The sequence below is a fragment of the Streptomyces sp. NBC_00247 genome, from assembly GCF_036188265.1.
Classification (GTDB): domain Bacteria; phylum Actinomycetota; class Actinomycetes; order Streptomycetales; family Streptomycetaceae; genus Streptomyces.
On the sequence record NZ_CP108093.1, the window covers coordinates 3598830 to 3622920 of the forward strand.

A 24091-nucleotide genomic window follows, 5' to 3' on the forward strand; every position below is an offset into this window, starting at 1 on the left:
GGTCCCGCTCACTCCTGCTCGCTCGCGAGGGCGTTGACGGCCGCCGCCGCCAGGGCGCTGCCGCCGCGACGGCCGCGCACCACCAGGTGCTGGACCCCGGAGACGTGCGCCGCGAGGGCCTCCTTGGACTCGGCCGCGCCGATGAAGCCGACCGGGACGCCGATCACGGCGGCGGGCAGCGGGGCGCCCTCCTCGATCATTTCCAGCAGCCGGAAGAGCGCGGTGGGCGCGTTGCCGATCGCGACGACCGAGCCCGCGAGCCGGTCCCGCCACAGCTCCAGGGCGGCGGCGCTCCGGGTGGTGCCCATCTCCCGGGCCAGCTCAGGCACCGAGGGGTCGGAGAGGGTGCAGACGACCTCGTTGTCCGCCGGCAGCCGCTTGCGGGTGACCCCGCTGGCGACCATCGCCACGTCGCAGAGGACCGGGGCGCCGGCCCGGAGCGCGGCGCGGGCGTCGGCCACGGCGGTCGGGGAGAAGGCGAGGTCGCGTACGAGGTCGACCATGCCGCACGCGTGGATCATCCGGACCGCGACCTGGCTGACGTCGGCGGGCAGACCGGCGAGATCCGCCTCCGCGCGGATGGTGGCGAAGGACTGGCGGTAGATCGCCGGTCCGTCCTTCTCGTACTGATGCACAGTGCTGTCGCTTTCTTCGGTCGGGCACGGGCGTTCGTCGTGCCGGGGTGTGGTCGGTTCGGTGGGGCGGGTGGGACGCGTGTTCGGGGGTGCAGGCGGTCAGGTACGGACGCCTCGGGCCGTCGCCACCGCAGCGGCGAGCGCTGCCGGATCGTCCGGGACGGTCACCGGGGTGTCCCGGACCTCCCCGCGCACCCGCGTGACGCGGTGTCCCTCCGGGGTGGCGACGACGTCGACCCACTCCCCGTGCGGGTGGCCGCAGCGGCGTTCGCACCCGGACCAGTGGACGGGCAGCCGCGCGTGCACCGGTTTGAGCGCGGCCTCCGCCTCGGCCCGTACGTCGGCCAGCGACTTCGCGCAGCCGGGTCGCCCGACGCAGGCGCCGACCCCGGCCCAGGGCGAGTCGGGCCCGGTCACCAGTCCCGCACCGGCGAGCGCGTCGAGCGCCTGCCGGGCTGGTCCGGCGGCCAGGCCGGGGACGACGACCCCGCGCCACGGGGTACAGCGCAGCTCGCCGGAGCCGAGCCGTTCGGCGGTCTCCACGAGTGCCCGCCACCGCGCGCCGGTCAGCCGCCCCATGGGTACGCCGACGTGCAACGCGGTCCGGCCGTGGGGGCCGGTCACCGCGCCGGGCTCGGGCGGGGCGGAGGTGGCCCGGTGCGCGAGTGGCTCCGGCGGGGGTACGAGCCCCGCGCGGCGGGCGGCCTCGGCGGGGAGCGCGGCGCGGGCGGCACCGGGGAGGCCCGAGATCCGCCAGACGTCCGGGCCGGCCGCCAGGTCGAGGAAGGTCTCGGCGGCGAGCAGCGCCGCGCGCGGGGCGCTCGCGAAGGGGACGGGGAGGAGGGCTCCGGTGGCGCCCGGGCCGATCCGCAGCAGCGCGCGTTCGTCGTCGAGCGCGATCAGGGTGAGGTCGGCGCCCAGGGCGTCCACGTCACCGCGTCCGTCGTCCAGCGCGAAGAGGAAGCGCCCGGAGAGTGCCTCGGCCCGCTCGCTCGCGCAGAGCAAGGCGTCCAACTCGGTCAGCCAGGGCCGTATTCCGGCCCTGCCGAAAGCGTCGAGCCCGGCGAGCGGTGAGGCGACGACGTTACGGGCGCGCTCGTGTCGATCGGACGGCAACAGCCCTGCCGTGCGCAGGAGTTCGGCGAGCTCTCCGCCGCAGTCCCCGCGCAGACCACGGAGTTGGATGTTCCCGCGCGAGGTGAGGTGCAGTTCGCCGTCGCCGAGCCGGTCGGCGGCGTCCAGCAGGATGCGTGCCCGACCGGCGGTCAGCACCCCGCCGGGTATCCGTACCCGCGCCAGCGCACCGTCGTCCGCCCGGTGCAGCCGCAGCGTTCCCGGACAGGCGTCGCCGCCGGTCCGGGGTACGACGACGGCGGCCGGGGAACCGGGCGAATCGGCGGTTGCGGACATGGCGGCGAGCATACCCACGTCCCAGGGGCTGTCGTCTGGAGCAGGCTGGATCAGGGACCCCGCGAGCCCAGCACGCTCCACACGACAGCCCCCATGAACGTCACCGGCGCGCACCTGTGACCTGTACCGCCCCCGGAGGCCCCCTGCCGCGCCGGAGGCCGGGCCCTTAGGATGCTCGCGGCGGACCATTCGGTCCGCCGACGCCAGACGGCGCCATGGGAGGAAGCCCGGTGAGAATCCGGCGCGGTCCCGCCACTGTGAGTACGGCCCGCTGAACCGGCCGTACGAGTCAGGAACTCCCGCCGTCCGACACCGCCCGGGGCGTGGACACCCCGGGGAAGGGCTGACTCGGCATGATCCTGCTCCTGTCGACCTCCGACACCGACCTGCTGAGCGCCCGCGCCTGCGAGGGCCCGGTCGGCTACCGGTTCGCCAACCCCTCCCGCCTCCCGCTCGACGGCCTTCCGGCGCTGCTGGAGGGCGCCGACCTCGTCGTGGTGCGCCTCCTCGGCGGGGTACGGGCCTGGGAGGAGGGGCTCGCCCAGGTGCGGGCCGCCGGTCTCCCGGTCGTCGTCCTCACCGGTGAACAGGCCCCCGACGCGCAGTTGATGGCCACCTCCACCGTCCCGATCGGCATCGCCGCCGAGGCGCACGCCTACCTCGCGCACGGCGGCCCGGACAACCTCGGCCGGCTGGCCCGGTTCCTCTCGGACACCGTGCTGCTCACCGGCCACGGCTTCGAGCCGCCCGCCCCGGCCCCCGCCTGGGGCCCGCTGGAGCGGACCGCCCGCGCACTCCCCGCAGACGCGCCCACGGTGGCGGTGCTCTACTACCGCGCCCACCACATGAGCGGCAACACCGCGTTCGTGGAGGCCCTCTGCGCCGCCCTGGAGGACGCCGGGGCCCGTGCCCTCCCGCTGTACGTGGCCTCGCTCCGTACCCCCGAAGCCGGGTTGATCGACACCCTGCGCGCGGCCGACGCCATCGTCACCACCGTCCTCGCGGCCGGCGGCACCCGCCCCGCCGAGGCGTCGGCGGGCGGCGACGACGAGTCCTGGGACGCGGGCGCCCTGACCGGGCTCGACGTACCGATCCTCCAGGCACTCTGCCTGACCGGCTCGCGCAGTGCGTGGGAGGAGAACGACGAGGGCGTCTCCCCGCTGGACGCGGCCACCCAGATCGCGGTGCCGGAGTTCGACGGGCGCCTGATCACGGTGCCGTTCTCCTTCAAGGAGATCGACGCGGACGGTCTGCCGGCGTACGTCCCCGACGCCGAGCGGGCCGCCCGGGTCGCCGGGATCGCCGTCCGCCACGCCCGCCTGCGGCACATCCCGAACGCCGGGAAGCGGATCGCCCTGGTGCTCTCCGCGTACCCGACCAAGCACTCCCGCATCGGCAACGCGGTCGGCCTGGACACCCCGGCGAGCGCCGTCGCCCTGCTGCGCCGGCTGCGCGCCGAGGGGTACGACTTCGGACCCGAGGCGGAGATCCCGGGGCTGGTCTCCGGCGACGGCGACGAGCTGATCTACGCCCTCATCGAGGCGGGCGGCCACGACCAGGAGTGGCTGACCGAGGAGCAGTTGGCCGCGAACCCGGTCCGCATCCCGGCGGCCGACTACCGCCGCTGGTACGCCACCCTCCCCGCCGGACTGCGCGCGGCGGTGGAGGAGCACTGGGGCCCGGCGCCGGGCGAGATGTTCGTGGACCGTTCGGCGAACCCGGAGGGCGACATCGTCCTCGCGGCGCTGCGGCGCGGCAATCTGCTGATCCTCATCCAGCCGCCGCGCGGCTTCGGCGAGAACCCGATCGCGATCTACCACGACCCCGACCTGCCGCCCTCGCACCACTACCTGGCCGCCTACCGCTGGATCGCCGCGTCCGCCGAGGACGGCGGATTCGGCGCCGACGCGATGATCCACCTCGGCAAGCACGGCAACCTGGAGTGGCTGCCCGGGAAGAACGCCGGGCTCTCCGCCGCCTGCGGACCGGACGCGGCCCTCGGCGACCTGCCGCTGGTCTACCCGTTCCTCGTCAACGACCCGGGCGAGGGCACCCAGGCCAAGCGCCGGGTGCACGCCACGCTGGTGGACCACCTGGTGCCGCCGATGGCCCGCGCCGACAGCTACGGCGACATCGCGCGGCTGGAGCAACTTCTCGACGAGCACGCCCAGATCGCCGCGATGGACCCGGCGAAGCTGCCCGCGATCCGCGCCCAGATCTGGACCCTCATCCAGGCCGCGAAGCTCGACCACGACCTCGGACTCGACGACCGCCCCGAGGACGAGGGCTTCGACGAGTTCATCATGCATCTCGACGGCTGGCTCTGTGAGATCAAGGACGTCCAGATCCGTGACGGACTGCACGTGCTGGGCAACCCGCCGGCCGGGAACGACCGGGTCAACCTCGTCCTCGCGGTGCTGCGCGCCCGGCAGATCTGGGGCGGCACCGCCTCGCTGCCCGGTCTGCGCGAGGCGCTCGGCCTGGACGAGTCGGCCGCCACCCGCACCGCCGCCGACGAGATCGAGGAGCGGGCCCGCGCCCTGGTCCAGGCGATGGAGGACGCCGGCTGGGACCCGTCCGCCGTCGCCGGGGTCGCGGCCGGACTGCCGTCCGCCGTCGCCGACATCCTGACCTTCGCGGCCACCGAGGTGGTGCCGCGTCTCGCCGCCACCACCGACGAACTCGACCACGCCGTCCACGCGTTGAACGGCGGCTTCGTGCCCGCCGGGCCCTCCGGCTCGCCCCTGCGCGGCCTCGTCAACGTCCTTCCGACCGGCCGCAACTTCTACTCCGTCGACCCGAAGGCCGTGCCCTCCAAGCTCGCCTGGGAGACCGGCCAGGCGCTCGCCGACTCGCTGTTGACCCGCTACCGCACCGACAACGGCGACTGGCCCTCCTCCGTCGGCCTCTCGCTTTGGGGCACCAGCGCGATGCGCACGGCGGGCGACGACATCGCCGAGGCGTTCGCGCTGCTCGGCATCCGCCCGGTCTGGGACGACGCCTCGCGCCGCGTGACCGGTCTGGAGCCCATCCCGTACGAGGAGCTCGGCCGCCCGCGCATCGACGTGACGCTCCGCATCTCCGGCTTCTTCCGGGACGCCTTCCCGCACACGGTGGGGCTGCTGGACGACGCCGTGCGCCTCGCCGCCTCGCTCGACGAGCCGGCCGGGCAGAACTTCGTACGCGCCCACACGCAGGCCGACCTCGCCGAGCACGGCGACGAACGCCGGGCCACCACCCGGATCTTCGGCTCCCGCCCGGGGACGTACGGCGCGGGGCTCCTCCAGCTCATCGACTCCCGTGACTGGCGCACCGACGCCGACCTCGCCGAGGTCTACACCGTGTGGGGCGGCTACGCCTACGGCCGTGAGCTGGACGGCCGTCCGGCCCGCGAGGAGATGGAGACCGCGTACAAGCGCATCGAGGTCGCCGCGAAGAACACCGACACCCGCGAGCACGACATCGCGGACTCGGACGACTACTTCCAGTACCACGGCGGCATGGTGGCCGCCGTCCGCGCGCTGAAGGGCACCGCCCCCGAGGCGTACATCGGCGACTCCACCCGCCCCGAGACCGTCCGCACCCGCACTCTGGTCGAGGAGACCTCGCGCGTCTTCCGCGCCCGCGTGGTCAACCCCCGCTGGATCGAGGCGATGCGCCGCCACGGCTACAAGGGTGCCTTCGAACTCGCGGCCACCGTCGACTACTTGTTCGGCTACGACGCCACCACCGGGGTCGTCGCCGACTGGATGTACGACAAGCTCACCCAGACGTACGTTCTCGACCCGGAGAACCGGGAGTTCCTCCAGCAGGCCAACCCGTGGGCGCTGCACGGGATCGCCGAACGCCTGCTGGAGGCCGAGTCGCGCGGGATGTGGGCGAAGCCCGATCCGGCCGTCCTCGAAGCGCTGCGCCAGGTCTTCCTGGAGACCGAGGGCGAGCTGGAGGGCGGGGACGACTGAGCCGGGCCCGGAGCCGGGGCCCGTGCGCGGGTCCTACGTCCGGGGGTCGGGCTTCAGCAGCGCGAACACCGCGCCGAAGGGGTCCGCGAGCCAGGCCATCCGGCCGACGTCGGACATGTCGGCGGCCGGCATCAGCACGGTTCCCCCGTGGGACCGGGTCGCCTCCACGGTCGCGTCGACGTCCGTCACGTGGAAGTAGGGCACCCAGCGGGACTGTTCGCCGCCGCTGCTGTCGTCCGCCGGAGCCGCCCCGCCGAAGGTGGTGTCCTGGAGGTCGCCCTCCTCGGTGCTCAGCACCCGGTACGTCATTCCGGGCACCGGCATGTCCTGGGCGCGCCAGCCGAAGAGGCCCTGGTAGAAGGCGATGTCCGCGACCGGGTCCGGGACGTGCAGCTCCACCCAGATCAGGCTGCCCGGGGCGGAGGTGAGCTCAAGGCCGGCCGTCCTCCCGGGCTGCCAGAGCGCGAAGTCGGCGCCCTGCGCGTCGGTGACCTGGGCGAGCGTCCCTTCGCCCATGACGTCCATGGGCTCGGCCCGGACCGTACCGCCGGCCTCCCTGACGGCCTGGACGGTGGCGTGGATGTCGTCCGTCTTGAAGTGGACCGTCCAGGCCGAGTGGGCGCCCTCCTCGGTGAGCGGGCCGATGGCGGCGGCGGTCTTCCCGTCGGCCTGGAAGAAGCCGTATCCGCCCGTCTCGGGGCCGGCGGAGACGAACTCCCAGCCGAAGAGGGCGCGGTAGAACGCGGCGGCGGACCGGACGTCGGGGCTGCCGAGGTCGAGCCAGTTGGGCGATCCGGTACGGAAGTCGGTGCCGAGCATGGAGTCCTCCATCGGGGCGGGCGGAGCGAGCGGGGCGCAGGCCACGATGCCGACCCGGCCCGGTGGCGCCCGGGTGCCTGCGCGCGAGGGAACGCGGTTTCACCCGGACGCCGGTACGGCACCGTCCGGCAGAGTTGTGCCGTTGGTCTTCCCGCTGTCACGTGCGCCGTGGACAATCACCGCCATGGTGACGACGGGGGACACGTCCGCACGCCCCGCACGCCCGGCGCGGTCCGCCGCCCGGCAGGCCCTCTCCCTGCTGTCCGGGTTCGTGCTGAGCGCGTGGTTCGGCGGCACGCTGACGGCCTTGGTCGTGAGCCTGATCCTGAAGAGCGTGCCCCTGTTCTGCTGGGCTCTCGGCGGACTGGCGGCGGCCGTCCTGCTGGTGGCCGTCCGCGCGCGGACGCGGCGGGTGCGCGAGGGCGTCCCGGTGTCCCGGGTCGCGCTCGCCCGGATCGAGAGCCGACGGGCCACGAACGGCGAATTCGCGGACGTGCCCGTGCGGTTCGACCTCACGGTGGCTCCCGACGACGCTCCCGCCTACCGGGTGGCCGTCCACGAGTCCGTCAACCTGGTCGACCTGGCGGACTATCCGGAGGGCCGCGTCCTGGTGGTGACGTACCGGGAGGGCGAGCCCTGGAAGGTGGAGCTGGACCGGCGGCCGACGGCGGAGTGGGCCCGCAGGGCGGCCGAGGAGCGGATCGACACGGCGCCCGAACACACCCGGGTGAAGGCAGGCCGTGAGGGCTGGTCCTGGTGCCTGGTCGTGCTCCTGGGCCTGCTGGTCGCGGTGACCCTCGTCCTCGTCCGGTACGCGGGCGAGCTGTGGGAGGGGTCCGGCCACGGGGCGCCCGCCCCCTCCCCGACCGGGTCGCGGGTGCCCGGACCGAGCTCCGGCTCCACCACCGTCACCACGGTCACCGGCTCCGCCTCCTCCCCCTCGACCCTGCGCGCCGGAGAGATGCGCCGGCTGGCGAACACCCTGGTCACGGGCATGGGTACCGAGATGGGCACCCGGGTCACCATCGAGGAGAAGGTGATGTCGGCCGTGGGCAGCGAGGGCTTCTCCGCCGACGAGGGCTTCCCGATGAGCCTGCGCGCCATCCCGTACGAACTGCTTCCCGCACTCGTGGACACCGCGCGCACCGGGCTCGGCGTCGACACCCCCGAGAGCTGGCGCATCGACATCACGACCGGGGGCGCCGGCCCCGCGCCGGTCGTGCGGGTGACGGTCGCCGGCCACGGGAAGAGCGGGTACCTGCTGGCCGACGCGGTCGGCCGGATCACCGAGCGCCACCCGGCCTGAGGCGCGCGGGGTGCCGTCGGACGAAGTGGGGGACTCCTGTACGAAACAGGGTAGGGATCACTGGCCGGGCGTTCTTCGCATCCGTCCGGGCCGGCCACACGACGAGGCGAGGAGGCGGAGGCGGCTCATGACGGCTTTCCTGTTGGTGCCGGGCACGTTCACCGGGGGGTGGATCTGGGACCGGGTCGCGGAGCTCCTGGAACGAGCGGGGGAGACGGTTCACCCCGTCACCCTCACCGGCCTCGGGGAGGTCGCGGACCCGGCCGGTACGACACCGGACCTGACCACGCACATCGAGGATCTGGTGCGGATCATCGACGGGGTGGACACGGCGGAGACCGAGGTGGTCCTCGTCGGCCACGACTACGGCATCCTGCCCGTGCTGGGCGCGGCGGCCGTCCGGCCGGACCGGGTCACCCGGATCGTCAACCTGGACGCGGGCCTGCCGCAGGACGGCGAACCGGCCCTCGCCATCGAGCCCGACCCGGCGGTCAGGGAGCTGGCCGCGTCGCTGTCGGCCGATCCCTCCAACGGGCCGGGGGCCCGGGTGGTCCGGCCGCCCTCGGCCGAGGAGTGGCGCCGGCGGGCCGGTTCGGCCGATCTGTCCGCCGAGGACCTGGAGCTGCTGGCGCGGCGGGCCGTCCCGCACCCTGCGGACTCTCTCGTGCAGCCGCTGCCACGGACCGGCGCCGCACGGGGCATCCCCTACACGGGCGTTCTGGCCTCGGGAAACGGCTCGACCCTGGACCTGGTCGAGTCCCTCGTCTCCATGGGCGAACCACGCGTGCGGACACTCACCCGCCCCGAGGTCACCCTCGTCGAAATCCCCACCGGGCACTGGCCGATGCTCTCCGCTCCCGCCGAGGTCGCCGATCTGCTGCGGCGCGCGGTGGCCGGAGAGGGACACCGGATCGGAGCGCGGGCGGGATCGCCCCTGCACCTGGGGCCCTTCCTGCTGGACGTGCCCGAGCGCGAACGGGAGCGTGACGGCCGCGTCGACCTCTACTACCCGGACGCCGAAACCCCCAGGGCGTGTGTCGAAAGTCCCGCCGTTCTGTTCGTGCACGGCGGCCCGGTGGACCGCGATGCGCGGCCCACGCCCCGCGACTGGCCTTCCTTCGCCGGATACGGCAGGTTCGTGGCGAGTCAGGGCGCGGTCGCGGCAGTCCTGGACCACCGTCTGTACGGACTCGGCGACTACCCGGCGGCGGCCGAGGACCTCGCCGAAGCGGTCGAGAGGGTCCGCGCCGATCCGCGCGTCGACGGGGAACGGATCGCCCTCTGGTTCTTCTCCGCCGGATCGCTGCTCAGTGCCGACTGGCTGGCGGCGCCCCCTTCGTTCCTGCGCTGCGTCGCGGCCACCTACCCGATGCTGGCCCCGCTGCCCAACTGGCCACGGATCGACGGGAGGTTCAGGCCTGTGGACGCTGTCGGGGCGGCCGGTCCGCTGCCCTTCGTGCTGAGCCGGGTGGAGAAGGAGCGGACGGAGATCGACGCCACCGTCGAGGAGTTCCTGCTCGCCGCCAAGGGGACGGATCTGCGGCTGGAGGTGATCCCCGTCCCGGGCGCGCGGCACGGCTTCGAGGCGGTCGACCACACCGAGCCGGCCCGCCGCGCGGTCCGGCAGGCGGTACGCGCGGTGCTGGGGCATCTGGAGGCGTGACACGGGAGCCGGCGCCGGCGGGCGGGGCGCGGGCATCGGGTACCGCCCGGCCCGCGGTCCGCCGGCCGGGCGGTATCAGGGCGACGCGTCGCATGTATTGACATGCACCTGATGGATCGGGTCGGCTTGTCGGGTCGGCACGTTCCCCCCACACGCTAGGAGTTGCCGCATGCCCTCCCCCCGTAGAGGCCGGCGTCCTGCCGTCCTCGCGCTCTTCGCGAGCCTGCTGCTCACCGCCCTCCCGGTGGCCGCTTCCCCCGCTCAAGCCGTCGAGGCAGCCCTCTGCAACAAGCAGTGCGACGCCCGCGACCCCGCCACCGCGACCTCCGACCGGACTCCGGTGAGCAGCACCCTCTACGGCCGAAGCGTCCGGCTGCACCTCTCCGACAACGATGTCATGGGCTGGGCCTCGATCGAGAGCGGTTCGGCCGGGGACGAGGTCTGGATCGACCGTTCCTTCGACGGCGGCCGGACCTGGGCCTCCGGGAGCAGGCTGGGCGCCACGGTGGTGCCCGCCGGTTCGAGCGGCTGGCGTACCCAGATGTACAACGTCGACGACTGGGACACCGCGGGTGTCGGCGCCCTGCGCGCCTGCGGCAAGGCGGGGGACCGCCCCGAGATCACCTGCACCGGCTGGGCGCGGGTGAACTGGAACGCCTGGAGCCGCTCCACCGCCGCCGCGACTTCGCTGATGATGTCGTACGACCGGGGCACCGGCCTCTTCGGCGGCAACGGCTGGTGGACGGCGGCCAACGCGCTCACCGCCGTGCTCGACAACGCACGCCTCAGCGGGATGCCGAGCTACCAGTACGCCATCGCCTCCACGTACGACAAGAACATCAACGCCCAGGGCGGCAGCTTCCGCAACGACTACCTGGACGACACCGGCTGGTGGGGCCTGGCCTGGGTGGCCGCCTACGACGCCACGGGTGACGGCCGGTACCTCGACACCGCCCGCGCGGACGCCGATCACATGCAGGCGTCCTGGAACGGCACCTGCGGCGGCGGGGTGCTGTGGAACCGGACGACGACGTACAAGAACGCCATCACCAACGAGCTCTTCCTCCAGCTCAACGCGGCGCTGCACAACCGCATCGCGGGTGACACGGTCTACCTCGGCCGGGCGAAGGCCGAGTGGGCCTGGTTCCGGGCCAGCGGGATGATCAACGGTGACCACATGGTCAACGACGGGCTCACCGACGCCTGCGCCAACAACGGCCAGCCCACCTGGACGTACAACCAGGGCGTGGTCCTCGGCGGGCTCACCGAGCTGTACCGGGCCACCGGTGACACCACGCTCCTGACCACCGCGCGCACCCTCGCCGCAGCCTCCACCGTCCGGCTCCAGACCGACGGGGTGCTGCGGGAGCCCGGCGAGGGTGACGAGTGCTCCGGCGACGGCCCGTCCTTCAAGGGCGCGTACGTGCGCGGCCTCGGCAGGCTCGACACCCAGCTGACCGACCACCCGTACGCGGCGACCCTCGACCGCTGGGCCGACGCTGCCTACGCCAAGGACCGCAACGCCCTCGACCAGTACGGCCCGCACTGGAACGGGGGCGCCGGCAGCAGTGACTACGGCTGCCAGCAGAGCGTTCTCGACCTGCTCAACGCGGCTGGACAGTAGACGAGGGACCGGCCCGGCACCGAGGGGCTCGGTACGGGGGGACGCCACGGCCCCGTACCGCGCCCCTCCGGCGTGTGAGGCGGGTCACTCGCGCTCGGCGATGGATTCCGGGCGTCCACGGGGTCTATCCGGTCATGACGAACTCAGTGAAGGGCCCTGCCAGTTACTTCCCCTCGATCGAGAAGACCTACGGACGCCCCGTGGCGCAATGGAAGGAACTGATCCGTGCCTCGCCCTTGACGAAGCACGGGGAACTGGTCGCCTGGCTCAAGACCGTCCACGGCCTCGGGCACGGCCACGCCAACGCCCTGGTCGCCCACACGCGTGCGGAGGATGCCGACCGCTGACGTGTGGAGGGCGGTGCGGTGACCGGCCCGCGCAGGTACCGACTCCCCCACGCGAGGACTCCCGTGCGGAGCACCGTCGAGACCACCGAGGGCCCGGTGGCCGTTCCGTCCCGGGAGCACCGCTGGACCGCCCTGTTCCTCATCACCGAGCAGTGACCGGGGGCCGGACGGCCCTGCTCGTCACTCGTCGTCGGAGGGCGCGGGGGTGTCCCAGACGATGAAGTGGAACCGCATGCCGCCGTCCCCACTGCCCAGCCACTCGACGGCGGCCAGATGGTTCGCGCTGGTCGGCAGGCAGAACCACGCCCCCTCCTCGCCGGTGTTCATTTCGGCGGTGGCACGGGGGAACGTGGTCAGCATGTGGGCGCAGTCGCCGGGAGTGGCGCCCCTGGGGCTGTCGGCCACGCGGCCGTTCAGGGGCGAGAACGACTCACCGCCGCTCCACGCCATGTCGGGGTTGGGCACCGACGTACCGACCGCGCCGTGTTCGAGGTCGGCGCTGCTCCCCTCGGTGAGCGTGAAGTCCCCCCGCTTGATGACCTTCGTCGAGGTCCCGGAGGGGGACGGCGAGGGGGACGACGAGGTGACGACGTCGTCGGCGGGGGTCTCGTCCGGAGCGGCGCTCTCCGGGGTCCCGGTGGCGGCCGACGCCCCGGGCGCGGTCGGGTCCCCGGCCGTCGCCGACGGCGGAGCGAGCACGCCGCGCGGGGCGTTGCCCCCGGTCCCCACGATCAGGGTGACGACCAGACCGAGCACGGGCACCAGGATGCCCACGACCCACCACGACCACCTCGGCGGCCCGTGAGGGGGCTGCGGGGACTCCGGCGTTGTGTGGCGCGGCGGTTGGGCCGGCATCGGTGGGTGTGCGCCGGTACCGCCCGGAAGTGGGCCGAGCCCACCCGGCAGGGGACCTGTCCCGCCCGACTGTGGACCGACTCCGCCCGGCTCCTGCGTCATGGCGCCCCGCCCCCGTGTTCCGTACGCGTCGAAAGATCTTCACCGTACCGAGCCGGTCGGGTGCATGTCAGGAGATTTCTCCGGTGCGGCGGACCGGCCCACCCCCGGCCGCCGCTCGGAACCGCACCGTGCGGGCAGCGCCGATGGGAGCCGCGCCGGGTCTCCTCGGGAGCGGGACCGTCCGTGCGCCCGTCACGGCCACCTCCCGGGCGGAATGTGTTTGCCCCTCGTACGTTTTCTCCGTGTCTGATGGTGGACGGTTCGTGAACACGGCAGGGATGATCGCGGTGTTCACTTCCGTCCTGCTGTTTCTGGGTCGCACCCCGGTGTCGTGGGCTGACAACGTTGTCTTCTGGTGAGACCGAACCGTGCGACGCAGTGTGCGACGCCTGAGAGGTCCCGTGTCCACAAGATCCCATCCCGCTGTACCCCCGGAGGCACCTCCGGGTACGTCCCCCGGCCGTCGCCGCCCGCTGCGCGCGGCGGTCGCCGTCCTGCTCGCCGGGGCGCTCGGCGCCGCCGCGCTGGCGGGCGGCGGCGTGGCCGTAGCCGCGCCCGGCGCGAGCACGTCCGGTGCCTCCGGCACCGACTGGACCGCGCTCGTCGACCCGTTCGTGTCGACCGCCGGTGACGACGGCAACGACCTGCCGGGCGCGCAGGCGCCCCACGGCCTGGCCAAGGTCAACCCGTTGACCACGCCGAACCGCAACCACCCCGGGTACGACTACGACGAGGACCACATCGCCGGGTTCACCGCGACCAACCTCGACGGGGTCGGTGGCTCGGGCGGCGGCGGCGACCTGCTGGTCGTCCCGACCTCCGTGCGGTACGACAGCCGGCCCGCCACCAGCACGTACGCCCACGCGTACAGCCACGACGACGAGTCCGCGACGCCCGGCTCCTACCGGGTGGGCCTCGGCGCCCTCTCCGGTACCGGGGCGGCCGTCAAGGAGGAACCGGGCACCATCGAGGCCGAGATGGCCGCGACGACGCGCACCGCGCTGGAGCGGTACAGCTTCCCCGCCGGCTCGCAGCCCGAGCTGGTCCTCGACCTCGCGAACAACTTCACCAGCCGCACCCGCTCGACCCTGAAGGCGACGACGCGCCCGGACGGGACGACCTCGATCGACGGTCTCCTCGCGGGATCGTTCAACGGCGCCTCGTACCAGCTGTATTACCACGCCACCACCAACGTCCCGGTGACCTCGCTGAAGAGCTGGGGCGGTGACGGCAAGCTGAGCGACGCGACCTCGCGGGACGGGGTCGACACCGGCGCCGTGCTCGGGTTCGACGCGTCCCACGGGGACGACGTCGAACTGCGGATCACCCTCTCGCCGATCAGCGCCGAACAGGCCGCGACCGACCAGGCGAACGAGGTCGGCGGGCTCACCTTCGAGCAGGCGCGCGAGCGGACGAAGGCCGAGTGGAACACCGCGCTCGGCGCGGTCGCCGTCAAGGCCTCGGAGAAGTCCGACCCCGGGTCGACGCTGACCAAGGAGTTCTACACCCACCTGTACCGCATGTACGCGGCTCCGGTGAACGCCACCAGCACCAGCGGTACGTACCGGGGCGCGGACGGCGCGGTGCACCAGGCCAACGGCTTCACGTACTACGACGGCTGGTCCACCTGGGACGACTTCCGCAAGTACTCCGTCGAGGCGTACATCGACCCGGCCACCTACCGGGACATGGTGCAGTCGCTCGTCGAGCTCTTCGCCGACACCCGCGCCACCGGCAAGAGCCTCGGCAGCCTCACCCACTCGGTGCCGACCGTGCGCTGGGAGCGCTCGGCGGTGCTGGTCGCCGACGCGCTGTCGAAGGGGTTCAAGAACTTCGACCGGCTCGACGAGGCGTACCCGGCGCTGATGGCGTACGCCGGGTACTACACCGGCGCGCAGCTGCGCCAGGGGTACGTCACCGGTGACCCCGGTACGACCGTCCAGCGCGGCTACGACCAGTGGGCGCTCTCCGTCATCGCGGGCGCGCTCGGCAAGACGGACGACGCGGTGAAGCTGCGCGAGCAGTCGACCATGGCGATCGACAACCTCGTGAAGTCCGGTGCCTGGAAGGCGCCGGACGGCACCGAGGTCGGTCTGCTCACCCCGCGCGCCGCGAGCGGCGACTGGCAGGCCGCCGACTACGAGAAGTTCGAGGAGGCCGGTCTCTACCAGGGCACGCTCTGGCAGTACCACTGGTACGACGCCTACGACATGGGCGGCCTCATCGAGGCCATGGGCGGCGACAAGGCCGGCAAGGCCGCGGTGGAGCACATGTTCGGCGAGGACTCCCGTGTCGACGACGGCTCGACCATGCTGCACTCCAACGCGAACGAGATCGACCTGCAGGCCCCGTACCTCTTCAACTACGTCGGCGAGCCGAGCCTGACGCAGAAGTGGGTGCGCTCCATCTACACCGGCACCACCTGGAACCGGTACATCGCGACCGGCTCCACCAACGAAGCCCCCAGCGGTGGCGGCCAGTTCACCCCGCCGGTGAAGACCCAGGTCTACAAGCTCTCGCCGCACGGCTTCCTGCCGACCATGGACAACGACGCGGGCACCATGTCGACCATGTTCGTCGGCGCCGCGCTCGGCCTGTTCCCGGTCACCGCCGGGTCCAGCCAGTTCCAGATCGGCAGTCCGTTCTTCGACTCCACGACGATTCGCTACGCCAACGGCGCCGAGTTCACCGTGAAGGCGAACGGCGTCTCGCCGAGCGCCTACTACGTGCAGAGCGCCAAGCTCAACGGCAAGAAGTTCGACAACACCTGGCTGGACTACTCGCAGATCGTCGCGGGCGGCACCCTCGACTTCACCATGGGCGCCAAGCCCTCGAAGTGGGGCACCGGCACCGAGCCCGCGTACTCGCTGAACACGGACGCGGGGGACACCGGTTCCGGTACGGCCCCGGGCAAGGGCGACACCGTCGTCCACGCAGCCCCGGCCACCCTCGCGACCAAGGCCGACGGCACCGTCGACGGCGGCGTGCGGCTCACCCTCTCGGGACCGGCCACGTTCACCGGCCGCAAGGGCACCAGCCTGACCACGAGCGGGGCGGCGACCGTCACCGGCCTGCCGGGCGGCGTCACCGGAGACCTCCGTGTCACCGACGCGCACACCGCGACCCTCTCCCTCAAGGGCACCACCGAGGTCGACGCGCGCCTCGGCATCACCTTCCAGGACACGGCCTTCGCGCACGGCGTGAAGGCGTCCACGGTGCGCGGCACCGGGATCTCCCCGACCGACCCGCTCACCGTCTCCGCAGCGGCGGTGCACCGCGCGAGCCTGGGCGCACTCGTCGACCAGGCGTCCCCGGTGCGCGTGGGCAACTACTCGGACGGCTCCTGGACCCTCTTCCGGTCGGCCCTGGAGCGCGCCCGGACCGTCCTCGCGGACTCCGCCTCCCCGACCGGCACGCTCATGGCCGCCGAGGACGCGCTGCGGTCCGCCGCCGACACCCTCACCATCGACGAGGGCGGCTACGCCGTCCTCCAGGCCGAGAGCCCCGACGAGAAACAGGGCCCGAGTCTCACCAGCGAGCGCAACAACTCGGACGGCAACCTCGGCGGGGTCACCGAAGGCTCGTGGGAGCGGTTCACCAAGCTGGACTTCGGCGGGGTGGCCCCGCACAGCATCTCGGTGCGGTACGCCAACTCGCAGGCCGCCGACGCCAAGCCGAGCAGCGTCGACGTCCACGCGGGCGGAGCCGACGGCCCCGTCGTCGCCACCGCCCAGCTTCCCGGAACGGGCGGCTGGCAGTACTGGAACACCGTCCAGGCGACCGTCACCGACCCGGACGCCCTGCCGGCGGCGAAGAGCGTGACCTTCGTCTTCCACGCCCCCGCGGGCCAGCAGTGGGTGTCGAACTTCGACTGGTACCAGTTCTCGCCGTACGGGATCACGGCGTCCGCCTCGACGACGCTCGCCACGCTGACCGCGGTGAACGCCACCTCCACCGGCGGCGGTTCGCTCCCGCTCAAGACCTCGTCCGGCATCTTCGAGAACGTGACGGACGGCGCCTGGGCCGAGTGGAAGGGCACCGACCTCCACGACGGGGCCGACACCCTCACCGTCCGCTACGACAAGCCGCAGACGCGCTCGGCGCCGGACTCGCACATCGAGCTGCGCCTCGGCTCGAAGGACGGTCCGAGGGCCGTCGACGTCCCGCTCGCCTCCACCGGTTCGGGCTGGGGCACCATCGGCACCACGAGCGTCCGCCTCGACCCGTCCGTTCTCAAGGGCGCCCAGGACGTGTACGCGGTCTTCGCCTCCAGCACGCAGACCTCGGCCCTGCCCTACGTGGCCAACGTCTACGCGCTGACCCTGACGCAGGACGTCTCCGCCCCCGTGGCGGTCGACGCGACCGCCTTCCGCTCGAACAGCGGCGGCGGCCTCAAGAGCGAGCCGGCCGGCTGGAGCGGCGCGGGGTCCACCACGGACCTCGGCGGCACCTACGACGGAGCCTGGCTCGACTACGGGGACATCGAGTTCGGCGCCTCGGCGAAGAACACCGTCACCGTCACCTACGCCAACAACTCCGCCCGCTGCGGCACCGGTTCGGCGATCCAGATCTACCTGGACGCTTTCGACACCGCCGCTCCCGGCACCCCGTACGCCACCGTCCCGCTGCCCGTCACGGGAAGCGCCTGGTCGTCCGGAGGTACGACGAGCCTGACGCTGCCCGAGGGGATCACCGGTACCCACGGCCTCCACCTGCGCCTGGTGACCACCGCGGACTCCTCGCACCCGTACGTGGCGAACATCGGCCGGCTCACCTTCGACCACGTCGACGCCCCCGCGGCCACGGACCCCTCCGCGCTCCGCAAGGCGATCGAGCGGTACGAGGGACTCACCGGCCAGGCCGACCGGTACGACGCGATCGACTTCGGGGTGTACCGGCGTGAACTCGACGCCGCACGCGCCCTCGTCGACGCCGAGGACGCGACCCAGCTCGAAGTCGACACCCGCACCCGCAGCCTCACCCTCGCCGCCGGCCAGCTGATCCCGCTGCCGCGCCTCACCCTGGAGGACCTGGTCGGGACCGCCTCGGCCCTGGAGAACGCGCGTTACACGGACGCCTCCTGGAAGGCGTTCACCACCGCGCTCACCGCGGCGAAGACGGCCACGGCCGACGCCACGTCCACGGACGCGGTGCTCACCGCACGGTACGACGCCCTCCGGCACGCCGTCTCGGCGCTCGCCACCAAGCCCAAGTCGGCGCCCGCCGCACCCGAAGCGGTGTCGGCGACCTCCTCCGGCAGCAGCGTGACCGTCGCCTGGTCCGCCCCCGCCGACACCGGCGGCTCGCCCGTCACCGGCTGGACCGTCACCCTCGACGACGGCCACCAGGTCCGGATCGCGGACCCGGCCGGCCGGAGCACCACCTTCAGCGGGCTGCGCTCCGGCCGCTCGTACACCGCGCGGGTCAGCGCCGTGAACACGTACGGCACCTCCCGCCCGAGCGCCGCCACCGCGCCCGTGGTGACCGTCGGCGGGAAGCCGCAGAAGCCGGTGGTGACCGGCGTGGTCACCCACGGCAAGCACGTCCGGGTGACCTGGCACACCGCCTTCGACGGCGGCTTCCCGATCGTCGGCTACACCGTCGCCCTCGGCGACGGCACCACCGCGCACGTCTCCGCCACGGCGGACACCGCGCTGCTCACCACCACCGGCGAGGCGAAGGCGAACACCGCCACGGTGACCGCCGTGACCCTGGCCGGAACCTCCGAGGAGACGGTTTCCTCCACCGCGGCGGCCCCGGTCACCCCGTACGAGCCGTCCGCCTTCCCGGCCGCCGCCCTGGACGCGAGCTACCCGTCGGACGGGTGGCCGGAGACCGGTGACGGCTCCGACTACTTCCACGACCTGCTGAGCGGTTTCGACGACCTCTCCACCACCACCCGCGGTGCCAACGCCAAGGTGCCCTCCGGCACCTCGCCGACCGCCGAGAACGACACGATCGCCGTCGCCATCAACAACGCGGCGACCCAGAAGGAGGTGGACCGGGCCGAGGTGGACGCGACGCACAGCGCCACCGTCACCATGGCCGACGGCCTCGGCTCCCGGCTCGGCGCGATCTACGCCGACGCCCTGGACGGCGGCCGACTGCCGAAGACCAGCGCCCTGTTCGGCCGCGTCTCGGCCGGGCTCGACGAGGTCGACGCGGTGAAGAACCTGTACGCCTACCAGCGCCCGTACGTCCGGCTCGGCTTCGTCGGCGACGGCGGCGACATCTACGAGTCGCAGGACGGCTCGTACAGCGGCCTGGCCACCAGCGGCTCCTACCCGAGCGGCCACACCTACGGCGGCTACGAGGCCGGGACCGTCCTCGCCACCCTCCTGCCGGAGCTGGCGCCGTCGATCCTCGCCCGCACCTCGGAGTACGGCAACAACCGCGTCATCCTCGGGTTCCACTACCCGCTGGACGTCATGGGCGGCCGGATGAGCGCGCAGGCCACCGTGGCCCACCGCTGGGCGGACCCCGCGTTCGAGGAGCTGCTGACCGAGGCCCACGCGGAGATCGAGAACGTGCTCCTCGCGAAGTGCGAGGAGGAGGGTTACGGCACCACGCTCGCGGCCTGCTCCGGCGACGCGTACGCCGGTCTGTCCACGGAGCAGCAGGTCGACGTGTACACGCGCCGGCTGAGCTACGGCTTCTCCCAGGTGGGGAAGTCCGGCCAGGCGCTCCAGGCTCCGGCCGACGCGGCGGCCCTGCTGATCACCGCCTTCCCGGACCTCACCACCGAGCAGCGCACGCAGATCATCGAGCAGACCGCCACCGACTCCGGCTACCCGCTCGACCTCACGGGTGAGGACCGGGAGAGCTGGGAGCGGATCAACCTGGCCGCCGCCATGGCCGCGCGGGTGGTCGTCAACGGCGACGGTTCCGTCACCGTGACCAACTTCGCCGACGCCACCGCGGCCGCGGTCGCCGACGCGAGCGCGATCACCGTCGGGGGCGTGGCGATCGACGGGTTCGACCCGGAGGTCTCCACGTACGTGGTGGACGTGCCGAAGAACGCGAAGACCCCCGCCGTCACCGCCGTACCGGGCCGGTCCGGTGCGAAGGTGAAGGTCACCGAAGGCAGCAAGGTCCTCTCCTCCAACGGCTCCGGGTTCACCACCCGGACCGTCCGGGTGACCTCGGCGAACGGTGCGCTCACCCGTACCTACACGGTCGGGCTGCGGTCCACCGGCCGCGACGGGGGCTCCTTCGGCTCCTCCGGTTCCCACGGCGGCTGGTCGCCTCCCACGGACTGGTCCCGGCCGCTGCGCCTTCCCGGGCTGCGGTAGCCGCGGCGCGGCCTCGCCGGACCATCGGCGAGGCGCTGCCACCACCGTGCGTACGGCCCCTCCGGGTGAACCCTCGTGGTCCGCCCGGAGGGGCCGTCGGCGTACCGGGGAGTCGCGGGCAGGGCGGGCGGGCGGGCGTGCCGGGTCGGGCCGCGTCCTTCCCGAGCGCCTTCGACTCTTGAAGGGGAACGCGCGCGAGGGAGACGTGTCGGGCATCTTGTCGAATGCAGAACCCATCGACAAGCTGTGTCCATGACATCTCAGGTCCATACCTGATGGTGTTCCGTCAGAGTTGCCTGGCGCGGACACGCGGAGGCACGCCTTTCCCCGGAGGTCGGACATATGCGCTTGAACTCTGCACGACCGAGGCGCGGCGGGTGGACGAAAGCGCTGAGGCTGCTTTCCGTCGCCGCGGTCACGGTGGCGGCGGTCTCCGTCGGCGGGACGATGAACGCCGAGGCGTCGGTACCCGTGCCCCCGTCGGGCTTCACCCTCACCTGGAGCGACGACTTCAACGGCGCGTCCGGCACCGGTATCGACCAGGGGCTGTGGAAGTACGACACCGGGCCGGGCAGCAACTTCGGCACCGGTGAGATCGAGACCATGACCAGCAGCACCTCGAACGTCTACTACGACGGTCAGAGCCATCTGGTGCTCCAGGCGCTGCACTCCGGTTCCGACCCGCGTGCCGGATGGACGTCCGGGCGGGTGGAGACCCAGTCGGCGAACTTCGGCGCTCCGGCCGGCGGAGTCGTCCGCATGGAGTCCGTCCTCCAGCAGCCCAACGTCACCACCGCCAACGGGGCGGGCTACTGGCCCGCGTTCTGGATGCTCGGTGCGCCGCTGCGGTCCGGGGTGACCTGGCCGAGGTCCGGCGAGATCGACATCATGGAGGACATCAACGGCCGCAGCTCCGTCTTCGGCGCGGTCCACTGCGGTGTCAGTCCGGGCGGGCCGTGCAACGAGGGCACCGGCATCACCTCGGGTGAGCGCGCCTGTTCGGGGTGCCAGACCGGCTTCCACGACTACGCGGTGGAGATCGACCGTTCGGTGTCGCCGGAGCAGGTCCGGTTCTACCTCGACGGCACCAACTACTACACGATCTACGCCAACCAGGTGGACGCGACGACCTGGGCGGACGCGATCGACCACCCGTTCTACATCATCTACGACCTGGCGATCGGCGGTGGCTTCCCCGACGCCTTCGGCGGCGGTCCGAACGCGGCCACGGTCTCCGGCGGCAAGCTGGTCATCGACTCGGTCGCCGTCTACAACAAGGCCCCTGGCTCCAACGGCGGTGGCAACACAGGTGGTTCGGTGACCGGCCAGACGATCACCGGTCCGGGTGGCAAGTGCGTGGACGTCGCGGGTGACGACAACGGCGGCGACGGTACCGCCGTCCAGCTGTGGGACTGCCAGTCCGCGGCCAAGGACCAGCACTGGACCTGGAGCGGCCAGAGCCTGCAGACCCTGGGCAAGTGCCTGGACATCGCCGGCGGCAACAGCGCGGCCGGTACGAAGCTCCAGCTCGCCACCTGCAACACCGGCGGCTACCAGTCCTGGGTGAAGCAGTCCGACGGCTCCCTGAAGAACCCGACCAGCGGCCGGTGCGTCGACTCGCCGAACGGCGCCACCGCCAACGGCACCCGGCTCCAGATCTGGGACTGCAACGGTTCCGCCGCCCAGAAGTTCTCCATCGGCAGCTCCGTCAAGGGCCCGGGCGGCAAGTGCGTGGACGTGGCCGGTGACGACAACGGCGGCGACGGTACCGCCGTCCAGCTGTGGGACTGCCAGTCCACCGCCAAGGACCAGCAGTGGACCTGGAGCGGCCAGAGCCTGCAGACGCTGGGCAAGTGCCTGGACATCGCCGGCGGCAACAGCGCGGCCGGTACGAAGCTCCAGCTCGCCACCTGCAACGGCGGCGGCTACCAGAACTGGGTCGCCAATTCCAACGGCTCGATGTCCAACCCGACCAGCGGCCGGTGCGTCGACTCGCCCGACGGAGCCACCGCCAACGGCACCCGCCTCCAGATCTGGGACTGCAACGGTTCCGCCGCCCAGAAGTTCGCCCTGGGATAGGGCCGGGTCCCGTCATGGGACCACGCAGGCAGAAGGGCCCCGCAGCTCGCTGCGGGGCCCTTCTGCCTGCGCGCCGGCTCGCGGCTCGCCCCTTCGCGACAGCGGCCCCTGGCATCCCGATAGCGGCCGGATAGTCCGGCGGGCAGGGGCGGATAGGCGGCCCCGGAAGAGTGGCCCCTGCCAGGCCACCCCCGCCCAGATCGTGAGGACTCGAAGATGATCGAAACCCGACCGCGCCAGGTGACCGAGGAGGTGACGTCCTCGGATGCCGTCCGGCTCGACTCCGTCGTGAAGCGGTTCACCGATGCCAAGGGAGAGCGGTTCACCGCCGTCGACGGCATCGACTTGCGCATCCGGCGGGGTGAGATCGTTGCCTTCCTCGGACCGAACGGCGCCGGCAAGACGACCACCATCGACATGCTGCTCGGGCTGACGCGGCCCGACGAGGGCTCGGTGCGGCTGTTCGGACACGAGCCGCAGCAGGTGGTGCGCTCCGGTCGGGTCGCCGCGGTGCTCCAGTCGGGCGGGCTGCTGCCCGATCTGAGCGTCGAGGCCACCGTACGGATGCTCGGTTCGCTGCACCCCGGTGCCGACATCGACGGGGTGCTGGCCCGGGCCGGACTCGACCAGCTGCGCGGCCGTCGCGTCGCGGAGTGCTCCGGCGGCGAGCAGCAGCGGTTGCGGTTCGCCCTCGCGCTGCTCTCCGGGCCCGAGTTGCTGGTCCTGGACGAGCCGACGGCCGGTATGGACGTCGTCGCCCGCCGGGAGTTCTGGGCCACGGTCCGCGAGGACACGGAGCGCGGCATGACGGTCATGTTCGCCACCCACTACATGGAGGAAGCGGACCGGTTCGCGGATCGGGTGGTGATGATCGACCGCGGTCGTGTCGTCGTCGACGGTTCGGTGTCCGACGTGCGGTCCGCCCTCAGCGGGCGCACCGTGTCGGCGCGGATCGGCGAGCAGGACGCCGCCGCCCTCGCGCGGTCCCCGCTGGTCCGCTCGTGCACCCCGCGCGGCGGCCGGTACCACTTCGACACCACCGACTCCGACGCGCTGCTGCGCCTGCTGATCGGGCAGACGTCCGCCACCGACATCGAGGTCACCCCGCGCAGCCTCGAAGAGGCCTTCATGACCCTCACCCACCAGAGCCGTACCGAAGGGGGCACCCGATGAGCACCGCCTCAGCCACCCACCGGGCGCGGACCTCGCCGTTCAGCGGCGTCAACTCCGTCTTCATCGGCTACGAACTGCGCCGCCGCTTCAACCGGCAGACCACGATCTTCACGCTGCTGCTGCCGGCCGTCCTCTACCTCGCGCTCTTCCGTACCGAACCCGACGGCGCCACCCTCCCGCACGGCAACTTCGCGGCCTGGATGATGACCGGCATCGCCGTGTACGGAGCGGCGACCGCGGCGGTCAGCTCGGCGGCCACCATCTCCGTGGAGAAGGCGTCCGGCTGGATGCGCACCATGGCGCTCAGCCCGCTCGCCCCTCCCGGTTACCTCTTCGTCAAGGTGCTGTCCTCCGTGATCATGGCGGCGGTGCCGGTGGCCGTCGTGGGTGTGCTCGGCGTGTTCACCGGGGTGGAGGCCACGGCCACGGTGTGGGTGACGTCCCTGCTGGTGGCGTGGCTCGGTGCGGCCGTCTTCGCCGCCCTCGGCATCACGCTGGGGCTCGCTCTCAAGCCCGACACCGTGATGCACATGCCGGGTCTGACCATGACCGCGCTCGCCTTCCTCGGCAACCTCTTCATCCCGCTCTCCGGCACCATGCTGGAGATCTCCCGCTACTCGCCGATGTTCGGCGTCTCCACCCTCGCCCGCTACAGCCTGACCGAGGGCTACTCCTTCAGCGGTGAGCACTCCAGCCTCGCGATGGCGGTGGTCAACACCGTCGCCTGGTTCGTGGCCTTCTCCTTCATGGCGGTACGCCGCTTCCGCAAGAGCACCGGCCGAAACTGAGCCGGCGCCGCCCCTCACCGCGCCACCTTCTCCTCC

13 protein-coding genes and 1 riboswitch are annotated in these 24091 nt (G+C 72.5%); of the genes, 9 read left to right on the top strand and 4 right to left on the bottom strand.

Annotated features, from left to right (window positions below; all coding sequences use genetic code 11):
- Positions 1-8 precede the first annotated feature (8 nt).
- Complete coding sequence (locus OHT52_RS15325; RefSeq protein WP_328720701.1) at positions 9-635, bottom strand: precorrin-8X methylmutase; 627 nt, start codon at positions 633-635, stop codon at positions 9-11.
- A gap of 99 nt (positions 636-734) precedes the next feature.
- Positions 735-2057 (bottom strand): precorrin-3B synthase, encoded by a 1323-nt coding sequence (gene cobG / locus OHT52_RS15330; RefSeq protein ID WP_328720702.1) that lies wholly within the window; start codon positions 2055-2057, stop codon positions 735-737.
- A 177-nt stretch (positions 2058-2234) separates the two neighbouring features.
- A riboswitch (cobalamin riboswitch) is annotated at positions 2235-2351 on the top strand.
- A 47-nt stretch (positions 2352-2398) separates the two neighbouring features.
- Here cobG and cobN point away from each other — a divergent pair.
- Positions 2399-6007, top strand: coding sequence for a cobaltochelatase subunit CobN (cobN, locus tag OHT52_RS15335; protein WP_328720703.1), 3609 nt, complete (start codon positions 2399-2401; stop codon positions 6005-6007).
- 33 nt (positions 6008-6040) lie between these two features.
- Here cobN and OHT52_RS15340 read toward each other — a convergent pair whose 3' ends face one another.
- Positions 6041-6826 (bottom strand): VOC family protein, encoded by a 786-nt coding sequence (locus OHT52_RS15340; RefSeq protein ID WP_328720704.1) that lies wholly within the window; start codon positions 6824-6826, stop codon positions 6041-6043.
- 184 nt (positions 6827-7010) lie between these two features.
- On the opposite strand from OHT52_RS15340, the gene OHT52_RS15345 reads away from it, so the two are divergent.
- The 4 genes from OHT52_RS15345 (at position 7011) to OHT52_RS15360 (ending at position 11766) form a co-directional block, all read left to right on the top strand.
- Positions 7011-8132 (top strand): hypothetical protein, encoded by a 1122-nt coding sequence (locus OHT52_RS15345; RefSeq protein WP_328720705.1) that lies wholly within the window; start codon positions 7011-7013, stop codon positions 8130-8132.
- A gap of 127 nt (positions 8133-8259) precedes the next feature.
- Complete coding sequence (locus OHT52_RS15350; RefSeq protein ID WP_328720706.1) at positions 8260-9795, top strand: alpha/beta fold hydrolase; 1536 nt, start codon at positions 8260-8262, stop codon at positions 9793-9795.
- Positions 9796-9964: 169 nt separating this feature from the next.
- On the top strand, positions 9965-11419 hold the full coding sequence (locus tag OHT52_RS15355; RefSeq protein WP_328720707.1) for a glycoside hydrolase family 76 protein: 1455 nt from the start codon (positions 9965-9967) through the stop codon (positions 11417-11419).
- A 134-nt stretch (positions 11420-11553) separates the two neighbouring features.
- Positions 11554-11766, top strand: coding sequence for a DUF4287 domain-containing protein (locus OHT52_RS15360; RefSeq protein WP_328720708.1), 213 nt, complete (start codon positions 11554-11556; stop codon positions 11764-11766).
- Between the two features lie 180 nt (positions 11767-11946).
- Here the strand turns inward: OHT52_RS15360 and OHT52_RS15365 are convergent, their stop codons facing one another.
- Complete coding sequence (locus OHT52_RS15365) at positions 11947-12540, bottom strand: hypothetical protein (RefSeq protein ID WP_328720709.1); 594 nt, start codon at positions 12538-12540, stop codon at positions 11947-11949.
- Between the two features lie 584 nt (positions 12541-13124).
- Here OHT52_RS15365 and OHT52_RS15370 point away from each other — a divergent pair.
- The 4 genes from OHT52_RS15370 (at position 13125) to OHT52_RS15385 (ending at position 24055) form a co-directional block, all read left to right on the top strand.
- Positions 13125-20015 carry a glycoside hydrolase domain-containing protein gene (locus tag OHT52_RS15370; protein ID WP_443046582.1) on the top strand — a complete coding sequence of 2297 codons (6891 nt, stop codon included), beginning with the start codon at positions 13125-13127 and terminating at the stop codon, positions 20013-20015.
- Positions 20016-20357: 342 nt separating this feature from the next.
- Positions 20358-22094: a ricin-type beta-trefoil lectin domain protein gene (locus OHT52_RS15375; RefSeq protein ID WP_328720710.1), complete on the top strand. Its 1737-nt coding sequence runs from the start codon at positions 20358-20360 to the stop codon at positions 22092-22094.
- A 216-nt stretch (positions 22095-22310) separates the two neighbouring features.
- Entirely contained in the window at positions 22311-23267 is a 957-nt protein-coding gene (locus OHT52_RS15380) for an ABC transporter ATP-binding protein (protein WP_328720711.1), read from the top strand.
- Positions 23264-24055, top strand: a complete 792-nt coding sequence (locus OHT52_RS15385; RefSeq protein ID WP_328720712.1) for an ABC transporter permease — start codon at positions 23264-23266, stop codon at positions 24053-24055. The genes OHT52_RS15380 and OHT52_RS15385 overlap by 4 nt, the downstream gene beginning before the upstream one ends.
- Positions 24056-24091 lie beyond the last annotated feature (36 nt).

Excerpts from the sequence above, each read along its gene's own strand:
- cobG (WP_328720702.1), bottom strand. The coding sequence starts at position 2,057 with ATGCTCGCCGCCATGTCCGCAACCGCCGATTCGCCCGGTTCCCCGGCC.
- cobN (WP_328720703.1), top strand. The coding sequence starts at position 2,399 with ATGATCCTGCTCCTGTCGACCTCCGACACCGACCTGCTGAGCGCCCGC.
- OHT52_RS15340 (WP_328720704.1), bottom strand. The coding sequence starts at position 6,826 with ATGCTCGGCACCGACTTCCGTACCGGATCGCCCAACTGGCTCGACCTC.
- OHT52_RS15345 (WP_328720705.1), top strand. The coding sequence starts at position 7,011 with ATGGTGACGACGGGGGACACGTCCGCACGCCCCGCACGCCCGGCGCGG.
- OHT52_RS15350 (WP_328720706.1), top strand. The coding sequence starts at position 8,260 with ATGACGGCTTTCCTGTTGGTGCCGGGCACGTTCACCGGGGGGTGGATC.
- OHT52_RS15355 (WP_328720707.1), top strand. The coding sequence starts at position 9,965 with ATGCCCTCCCCCCGTAGAGGCCGGCGTCCTGCCGTCCTCGCGCTCTTC.
- OHT52_RS15360 (WP_328720708.1), top strand. The coding sequence starts at position 11,554 with ATGACGAACTCAGTGAAGGGCCCTGCCAGTTACTTCCCCTCGATCGAG.
- OHT52_RS15375 (WP_328720710.1), top strand. The coding sequence starts at position 20,358 with ATGCGCTTGAACTCTGCACGACCGAGGCGCGGCGGGTGGACGAAAGCG.
- OHT52_RS15380 (WP_328720711.1), top strand. The coding sequence starts at position 22,311 with ATGATCGAAACCCGACCGCGCCAGGTGACCGAGGAGGTGACGTCCTCG.
- OHT52_RS15385 (WP_328720712.1), top strand. The coding sequence starts at position 23,264 with ATGAGCACCGCCTCAGCCACCCACCGGGCGCGGACCTCGCCGTTCAGC.